7 protein-coding genes and 1 pseudogene are annotated in these 8,887 nt (G+C 62.2%); 6 read left to right on the forward strand and 2 right to left on the reverse strand.

What is annotated here, in order from left to right:
• Both R6U20_RS05735 and R6U20_RS05740 read left to right on the forward strand, forming a co-directional pair.
• Positions 1-1,706 (forward strand): T9SS type A sorting domain-containing protein (locus R6U20_RS05735; RefSeq protein ID WP_410336907.1); only part of this gene is annotated, 1,706 nt, incomplete at its 5' end.
• Between the two features lie 156 nt (positions 1,707-1,862).
• The gene (locus R6U20_RS05740) at positions 1,863-2,630 is read left to right on the forward strand and encodes a PID-CTERM protein-sorting domain-containing protein (RefSeq protein WP_410336908.1); all 768 of its coding nucleotides are present in this window, start codon (positions 1,863-1,865) and stop codon (positions 2,628-2,630) included.
• Positions 2,631-2,661: 31 nt separating this feature from the next.
• Here the strand turns inward: R6U20_RS05740 and R6U20_RS05745 are convergent, their stop codons facing one another.
• Complete coding sequence (locus R6U20_RS05745) at positions 2,662-3,408, reverse strand: LytR/AlgR family response regulator transcription factor (RefSeq protein ID WP_410336909.1); 747 nt, start codon at positions 3,406-3,408, stop codon at positions 2,662-2,664.
• A complete protein-coding gene (locus R6U20_RS05750; protein ID WP_410336910.1) occupies positions 3,401-4,507 on the reverse strand; it encodes a sensor histidine kinase in 1,107 nt (368 codons plus the stop codon). The genes R6U20_RS05745 and R6U20_RS05750 overlap by 8 nt, the downstream gene beginning before the upstream one ends.
• 183 nt (positions 4,508-4,690) lie before the next feature.
• Between R6U20_RS05750 and R6U20_RS05755 the strand changes: the two genes are divergently transcribed.
• The 4 genes and pseudogenes from R6U20_RS05755 to R6U20_RS05770 form a co-directional block, all read left to right on the forward strand.
• The gene (locus R6U20_RS05755; protein ID WP_410336911.1) at positions 4,691-5,167 is read left to right on the forward strand and encodes a DUF4019 domain-containing protein; all 477 of its coding nucleotides are present in this window, start codon (positions 4,691-4,693) and stop codon (positions 5,165-5,167) included.
• Positions 5,168-5,219: 52 nt separating this feature from the next.
• A complete protein-coding gene (locus R6U20_RS05760; RefSeq protein WP_410336912.1) occupies positions 5,220-6,617 on the forward strand; it encodes an alpha/beta hydrolase family protein in 1,398 nt (465 codons plus the stop codon).
• A gap of 535 nt (positions 6,618-7,152) precedes the next feature.
• Positions 7,153-7,629 (forward strand): hypothetical protein, encoded by a 477-nt coding sequence (locus R6U20_RS05765; RefSeq protein ID WP_410336913.1) that lies wholly within the window; start codon positions 7,153-7,155, stop codon positions 7,627-7,629.
• 175 nt (positions 7,630-7,804) lie between these two features.
• Positions 7,805-8,797: pseudogene (locus R6U20_RS05770) on the forward strand (aconitase family protein); the annotation flags it as partial.
• Positions 8,798-8,887 lie beyond the last annotated feature (90 nt).

Raw genomic sequence — 8,887 nt, forward strand, 5'->3', positions numbered from 1 at the left:
TGACCTCTTCTGCTGGCACCAATGCCCCACGCTTCGATCAGAATGTTGTGGCGATGTGGGACGACAGCGACTCGGACGAAAGCACCGGCGGCACCGGCGCGTACATCACAGCCGATGCCAGCACGCCGCTGGGCCACGGAAGCGCCGCCTTGCTCTACCTCCAGGACGATGCCCGCGACCCGGTCGAATCCGGCGGGCTCACCATCTCGCTGGATGAGGGCACCAGCGCCACGCGGCATGGCACGGCCCCGGTCGTGCGCGACGACCTCACCCGAAGCGCGCGCTGGCACCTGCTCGGCAACCCGTACCCGACCGATTACGAGCTGTCGTCGCTCACTACCGGCGGGAGCCCGATCGCTGGCAACGGCTTTAAGGCGGACGCGCAGATTTACGATGCCACGGCGGGCGGCTGGGAACTGGTAGACACCGAGACGGAGACGCTGGCTGCGTGGCAGGGGGCGTTCATCGAGCGGAGCGATCCCGACAACGGGCCCACAGAGGTCACGTTCGAACCCGACGGACGCACCGATTCCAATGCGCCCTTCATTGGAAGCGAGATGCAAGGGCCAACGGTAGCCTCGGAAGGCGTGCAGCGGGGCACGCTCTGGCTGGAAGGCGTCGTGACTGACGCGTCGGGCGATCCGGTGGCCACCGACCAGGCCATTGGGGTGCGCTTTCACGAGAGCGCGACCGATGGCTGGGATGCGTGGGACACCTCAAAGCTTGCGCCCTTGGAGGCGCCCTCGCTCATGCTCAGCGCACAAGGCACGGGCGGAAGCGGCACCGAAGCGTCCAAAGCGGTCGAGAGCCGCCCGTGGCCGCAGAGCCCGGATGATCCGGACGCAGAGCTCACGGCAGTGCCGATGGCCGTGCAGGGGAACCAACTGCCTGAGGACGGCACGCTCACGCTTCGGGTGCGCGAGTGGGACCTGCCGGACACGTGGGCCGCGGAACTGATCGACACGCAAGGCACCTCCACCGAAAGCGACGACCAGACCGTGCCCCTGGAGCCGGGCATGGATTACCAGGTGGACGTAAGCAGCCTCAGCGCCAATCCAGAGACCGAACGGTTCGTGGTGCAGATTGCGCCGAACACAGGGGCGCTGCCGGTAGAACTTGCCGGGTTCGAGGCGCAGCGCTCGGGCGATGAGGCCATCACGGTGCAGTGGGAGACGCTCTCCGAGACGAACAACGCCGGGTTTGAGGTGCAGCGGTCGGTCCCCTCCGACGTAGAGACGTCCCGGCGGGACGTGTCTACAGGCGAATCGTGGGAGACGGTTGCACGTCTGGACGGCGCCGGCACCACCGACGAACCCCAATCCTACCGGTTTGAGGACGCGGACCTGCCCTACGCCGCCGACAGCCTCTCGTACCGCCTCCGCCAGGTGGACACCGACGGCACCGAATCCTTCAGCGAGGCGGTGACGATTGCGCGACTGGTCACCGAAGCGGAGCTGTTGCCGACGTACCCGAACCCGGCGCGCAGCACAGCGACCGTGCGGTTTGCGGTGCCAGAGCGGCAGGACGTGCGCATTCATCTCTACGACATGCTGGGCCGGCGCGTGCAGACGGTCGTGGATACCGGAGCCGAGGGCCGTACCGAGCAGGTGCTGGACGTAAGTCGGCTCGCCAGCGGCACGTATTTCCTGCAGATGGAGACCGAAGACGGACCCGTCGACACGCAACGGGTGACGGTAGTGCGGTAAGCCCTGGCCCTATGCCTTCCGGCCCCTGGGCAACGCGTCGCCAAGTGGGGCTGTGTGTGATGCCGGGTGGGCACGAGGCTCTCGCTTTCCCCATGAAAACCGTCTCCCGCGCTCGGTCTTTATCGTCCCTCTATTTCATTGTCCCCACCACCTGATATGTCCTTTACCTCTCATGCATCCACCGTGGATGCGCTGCTCTTTGCCGGTGCGCTTCTCATTGTGAGCGCCGGGTTTGCCTTGGTGTTCGTGAGCTTTGACACGGGGCCGCCTCCTGCTGAATGGGGGGATTCCTCTGCGTACAGTGCAGCGTCGTCATCGCACGTCCAGTCGATGCCAGGCACGGTGGATGCGCTTTCATCAGGGGTGCTCACCGGCAACATCTTCGACGGCCTGCCCGGGCGCTCCGGGACCTCCATTACACCTATGCCGTGGCCCTCGTCTGGGGCCACGGCATCGGCAGGTCAGGCCTCCCGCGGAATGGGTTTTGCATCCCATGCTGAGACCGCGCCTTCCACGTTTGGTCCAGCGGGGGCTACCTCGACGGGAGCGTCTTCAACTGGGGCATCGCGTGGGAGCGGAGCATCTGCCGATCCGGGCGGATGGGCGGGGGCGCTGGCGTCGAGTAGCGGGGAGTTGCGGTCGTTGGAACGGCAGGTGGGTGCGATTGAACGGCATCTGAGTCGGCGTTCGGGAGGCGCTTCGGGCGCGCAGACGATGCAGGGCGACGAACGGCTGGCCGATGGGTTCGGGACGGCCCTGCTGGGGCCGAGGATGCACAATGAAGACGAGGCGCCGCTTCCGAGTGATCCCCTTGACCCCAATCCCCCATTGCCGCCCGACCCGGTTCCGGTGGATGGCGGGCTGGCGTTGCTCCTTGCAGCAGGCGGGCTGTATGGTGCGCGTCGGCTACAACATAGCGGGTAAAGCATCCGGGCGGCCTGGTGTAGAACGCCCCCTATGCGTCGCATCCAAGCTGATCTTTCAGCGTCTGCGCCCGGCGGCGGCTCATGGAAAGCGTGGTTTCGCTATCGTCCATGAACACTGCGAAGGTGCTATTGGGCTTCCGCTCGATGCGCGCTACGTGGTTCACGTTCACGATGGTGGAGCGATGAATGCGGACGAAGTGCGTATCGGGCAGTTGCTCGGTCCATTCGCTGAGGGTGGTTGTGGTGAGCGCACTGGCGCGTTCGTTGAGATGAAGCCGGGTGTAGTTGCCGGATGACGCAATGTGGCGGATGTCGGCAATGCGGATGAAGCGCGGCTGGCGACCCTCCTCGTAGAAAAATAGATCGTCGTATCGAAACGACGCATCGCCACGGCTGGCGCCCTGGGGAACCGCAGCGTCGGTAGCACGCACGCGGCGAAGGGCCTCGGACAGGCGGTCGGGCGCTACGGGCTTTAGGAGGTAGTCCAGCGCATTCACCTCGAACGCGCGCACCGCATACTGGTCGTGCGCCGTCACGAAGACCACCTGCACCGGCGCCTCGATCCGGTCGAGCAGGTCGAAGCCCGTTTCGCCGCGCATCTGCACATCCAGCAGCACCACATCGGGGGGCGTCTCATCAATCAGCGTGGCGGCTTCGTCAACAGAGGCGGCCTCGCCGACCACCGTTGCGTGGTCCTGTTCGGCAACCGTGCTTCGAAGGGCCTTGCGGGCCAGTCGTTCGTCGTCTACAATGAGGATGCGAAGCGAATCAGCCATGGTTTGCGCTGGTTGTTCGTGCAGGGGAAGCGATCTCGATGCAGGCGCGCACCCAGCCGTCGTCTTCTGTGAGCGCAAAGCGGTGCGCATCGGGATACTGCGCCTGAAGACGCGCCTGCACGTTGGTGAGTCCAGTATCGGTGCTCTCGTCCGTGGGCGCATCTGTGCGTAGATGACCGGTGTTGGCAACTGCGATGCGGAGGCGGTCATCTGTGAGCGTAGCCGTGAGGCGCACGCGCAGCGGAAACGGGCTCGTGTGCTGGCCGTGCTTGACGGCGTTCTCGATTAAGGGCAGCACCAGAAACGCGGGTACGGGCTGGCGTCTGGCCTCCGCCTCCACATCAACCGTAACCTGAAGATCGTCTTCAAAACGCATTTTTTCAATCGCAAGATAGTGCTGTACAGCCTGCACCTCCTCATCGAGCGATACCATGAGCGTGTCGTCATCGAGGAGCGAGTACCGCAGAAAGCCCGACAGTTCGTGCACGGCCTCTTTTACGCGGCGCGGACTTTCATCGGCGAGGGCCTTGATGGTGTTGAGCGCGTTGAAGAAGAAGTGCGGATTGAGTTGGTAGCGAAGCATCTGTAGGCGGGCGCGTTGGGCCTCTGCATCCGCCCGAAACACACGCTGTTGCTGCACCTGCCGTTCGTTCCAGAACGCAATGCCCAGATAGCTACCGCTCCAGACGAGCAGTACCATCGGAAAGGCGGCCGGATGCGAAAGCATGGAGCCCTGTCCGGGAAGAACGCCGACATACGCCATTACGGGCAGCTCGAACGGATCGATGTAGGTGGCGCCCCAATGATTTAGGCCCGCCCATGCCAGTCCGAATCCCACAGAGCCAAGTGCCACAGCGAGGCTTTGCCAGCCCCAATGCCATCGTGAGATGCCCAGCGCGTAGTAAGCCCAGCCGAGCAGCGAGCTAACGAGCAATCCCAATCCAGTGGCCCAGAGCGCCTGCTGCTGCACGATAGCAGGAAACGGGTTGTACGGGCGCAGGGTCACGTAATACACGACCCCGTAGACCAGCCAGCCCACAAGCTGCACGGTGCCGAGTCCGACCCAGGGGAGGCGGTCATCGCGCAGGAAAAGGGGCATAAGCGACAGAAAGCTATGGAACGTGAGGCGTGTGGGCCCTAAAGTATGACCATGCGTGCCGATAGATGCGATGGTAGATCTGGTGAGCGGTTCGTGCGCTGGACGAACGGTGCATCTGATGGGGGATGCGAAGATACAACTCGTAACCATTATTCATCACGGGCCTGAAGACGGGCTGTGGCTATGCAGATTCGACCCATTGTGTACGGGTGCCTGGTGCTGTGCAGTATGCTGGCGGCCTGCGGGCCGTCGGAGCAGGAGCAGGCGTATGCCGAAGAAGCAGAAGCAGCGGCTTCGGAATGGCTCGCGCTGGTTGACGCGAAGAAATACGAGGCTTCGTGGTCAGAAGCAGCCGGTTTCTTCCGGTCCCAGATTACAGCGGAACAGTGGGCGCAGATTGTTGAGCAAGGTCAACATCAGCTTGACCTTGAATCGTTTGAAGGCCGCACACTGATTGCCGCACGCTACACTGATTCGCCACCGGAGCAGCCGCAGATGAGCGAGCTATCCGGGCAGGCCCCCGAAGAGTACGTGGCCATCCAGTACCGGGCCGACTACGGAAAGACGATGATCGAAACGATAAAGCTTACTCGAGAGGATGGGGCATGGCGCGTCATAGGATACCACATTCGTCCCGAAGACGGATGGTCGGGTCCGTGAACGGCTGTGCATCGTGAATCTACACACTGTATCCCAAAAACGAAAACAAACCATGCAGATTGTACAACGACTTGTGATTGTTCTTGCACTTGCTGCACTCATGCCGTGGGCCGGGCCCGCACAGGCCCAATCGCTCGATACCGTGGTCGGGTCATGGCAGGGGCAGTTGGAGGCAGGGGGCACCGAGCTTCGGGTGGTCTTCCATATCGAACAGGAGGCCGATTCGCTTACGGCCACGATGGACAGCCCCGATCAGGGCGCCACGGGCATCTCGGTTGAGACGGTGCGCGTGCAGAATGATACGCTCACGCTCGACGTGCCTTCAATCAATGGAGCGTACGTGGGCACGATGACGGATGCCGAGACCATTGAGGGCTCATGGACGCAAACGGGACAGTCGTTTCCGCTGACGCTCACGCCCACCGACGATAGCACGGCCGAGGCGCCGGAGCGTCCGCAACACCCCGAGCCGCCGTATCCGTATGCCGAAGAGGAGGTGCGCTTCCCGAATGCCGATGACGGCTTTACCCTGGCGGGCACGCTTACGGCTCCAGAGGGCGATGGACCGCATCCCGCTGTAGTGCTCGTGAGCGGGTCTGGGCCGCAAGATCGCAACTCTGAGCTGATGGACCATCGGCTGTTCCATGTGCTGGCCGACCACCTCACGCGCCAGGGCCTTGCGGTGCTGCGCTACGACGAGCGCGGGGTGGGCGAGTCGGAGGGGCCTTCGTTTCCCGCATCGACGACCGAAGCGTATGCCCGCGATGCGGCTTCGGCAGCGCGATTCTTGAAGGGGCGTCCCGAGGTGGATGCCGAGCGCGTGGGCCTGATCGGACTGAGCGAAGGCGGTCTGGTGGGACCCATGGTGCACACCCAACACGAACCGCTCGCATTTCTGGTGCTGATGGCAGGGCCAGCGGTGTCTGGGCGCGATATCATCATTGAGCAGCAGGCCCGTATGGCGGCAGTGCAAGGGGCTGAGGCATCGGTAGTGGATTCAACGCGCAGGACCCAAGAGCGTATGTTTGATGCGGTGTTGGGTGCCTCTGATTCGTCGGCAGTCGCCGACACGCTACAGTCGGTGTTTGATGCAGAAGGCGTGCCCGAGGCCCAGCGGAATGCGCAGATCGAGCGGTTTACGGCTCCGTGGTTTACGTTCTTCTTGAAGTACGACCCCCAGCCCGTGCTCACACAGCTCGACATTCCAGTGCTTGCGCTGTTTGGCTCGAAGGATCTACAAGTGCCCCCCGAGCAGAACGCCGAGATTATGCGGTCGGCGTTGGAGGAGAGTCCAAGCCCCGACGCCACGGTCGAAGTGCTCGACGGACTCAACCACCTGTTTCAGCCGGCCGAGACGGGGCATCCAACCGAGTACAGTCAGATTGAGACCACCATGGCGCCCAAGGCGCTGGAGCGTGTGTCTGGGTGGATACGTGAGCAGGCGGAGTAGCCGAACGAGAGCGAACGGAGTAACTTGTGCCGAATGCTTTCGGGTACGTGTTTAGCGCAGGAAGAAACAGGTGCAAGCACACCGCCCGAAGCCGCTCCCCTGGAGAGGGGAACAGATGAGAGTTTGCACCTGCCCCACCCCACCACGTCATCCTGAGATGCTTCACTGCGTTCAGCATGACTACACAGGAGGGAGCGCTTCACAATGCCGAGCTGTTGTTCGCGCCCCCAAGTCATCCTGACGCCCTTGGTCAGAAGGATCACGTCTCGTCGCCTGGCACAACCAGCATGACCTACGGCCCCTCTGCCGTGCGACGCGAGCTGTTCAGGGGCACAACCGGCATGACCCTTCGGGCCCCTCTGTCCCGCTCTAACCTGGCCTAAACACCGCCGGGCATAGGTTCGCAGGCTATAAGTCCCTAAACACGTATAGAGCCTCGCGACGAGATGACATTCGTGAGTTGCAACTGCGTACGTCCTGACCAAGAGGGCGATCACTCATGATCTAACAGTTACCCAGCAATCTACATATCACCATGCGTACGCAAACAACGCAGTCAAACGACTCTTCTGAGCACTACCGCCATACCCAGCCGGGCTATGTAACAGTTATCGCAGGGCTTGCAGGAATGCTTGTCACATATAGCAGCGCTATGACCGAAGAGGACGCGCTCACTGCGCTGAGCCTGGCTGTGATGGGCAGGGTGGGTGCGATTACCGCACTGTTCGCAAGCCTCACGACTGAAGTCAGTGACCAAGAATTCCGGTTCTACTTTGGTCCGGGGTTCTGGACACGCACGTTTCCGCTTGATACAATCCAGAGCGTGGAGGTCGTACGCAATCCAATATGGTACGGGTGGGGCATTCGCTATACGCCTGCAGGGTGGCTCTACAACGTGTCGGGGCGCTCAGCGGTTGAGATCGACTTGGGCTCCGAAGGAGTGATTCGCGTGGGCACGGACGAGCCGGAGCAGCTGACCCGCGGATTGCGACAGGCGATGGAATCGGCATAACAGATCGCGGCTGCAAGCGGCGTATTGGGGGGAGCATAGCAGGTGGGGATTCCTGCGAGATTCCTTCGCGAAAAGCGCGCAAACCCCTGTATCCCCAGAAACTAAATGTTACGACAACGTAGAAACATAATGCCAATGCGATCTGACCGACCCCTGTACCATCCTTCCATGTCTTATGCCTAACTTTCAACTAAACGCCGACCCGTTCGACGCCCGCGATACATTCGACACGGGTTCGGGCGAGGCGTATCTGTACCGCCTGAGTGCCCTCGAAGACGAAGGGTACGAGCTTGACCACCTGCCCGTGTCCATCCGTGTGCTGCTGGAGGCGATGCTCCGCGAGTGCGATGGCACGCTCATCACCGAAGATAATGTGCGCCGCTTCGCGCAGTACGACCCGAGCGCGCCTGCCGAGGAAGAGATTCCGTTTGTGCCCTCGCGTGTGCTGCTTCAGGACTTTACCGGCGTGCCCGCTGTGGTTGACCTGGCGGCGCTGCGCTCGGCGATGGACCGCCTGGGCGGTAATCCGAACGAGATCAATCCGCAGGTGCCGGTGCACCTCATCATCGACCACTCGGTGCAGGTGGATCACTTCGGGACGGCCGAGGCCATCAAGCTCAACTCCGAGATCGAGTTTAAGCGCAACCGCGAGCGCTACGAGTTTCTGCGCTGGGGCAGCGAGGCCTTCGAAAACTTCTCGGTCGTGCCGCCCGCCAGCGGCATCTGTCACCAGGTAAACCTCGAATACGTAGCTCGCGGGGTGTGGACGCGTCCCACCAACACGGGCATCGACCTGGCGTATCCCGACTCGCTTGTGGGTACGGACAGCCACACCACCATGATCAACGGTCTGGGTGTGCTGGGTTGGGGCGTGGGTGGCATTGAAGCCGAGGCCGCCATGCTCGGCCAGCCCATCTACATGCTGATGCCGGAAGTCATCGGTGTGAACATGACGGGCGAACTCGCGGAAGGCGCCACCGCAACCGACCTGGTGCTCACCGTCACCGAAATGCTGCGCGAGTACGGCGTGGTGGGTCGCTTTGTGGAGTTCTTTGGTCCGGGGATGCAGACGCTCACGGTTCCCGACCGCGCAACCATCGCAAACATGTCGCCCGAGTACGGCGCCACGATGGGCTTCTTCCCGATCGACATCATCAGCTTCCGCTATTTCGTTGCTCTCCTGTATCTCCGTTTCTTTTTCATTATTTAATTCTGTTTCTGTTTCTGTTTCGTTGTTTGTTGTTTCTGTTGGTGGTTC

This window comes from Longimonas sp. (assembly GCF_046498435.1).
Taxonomy (GTDB): Bacteria; Bacteroidota; Rhodothermia; order Rhodothermales; family Salinibacteraceae; genus Longimonas.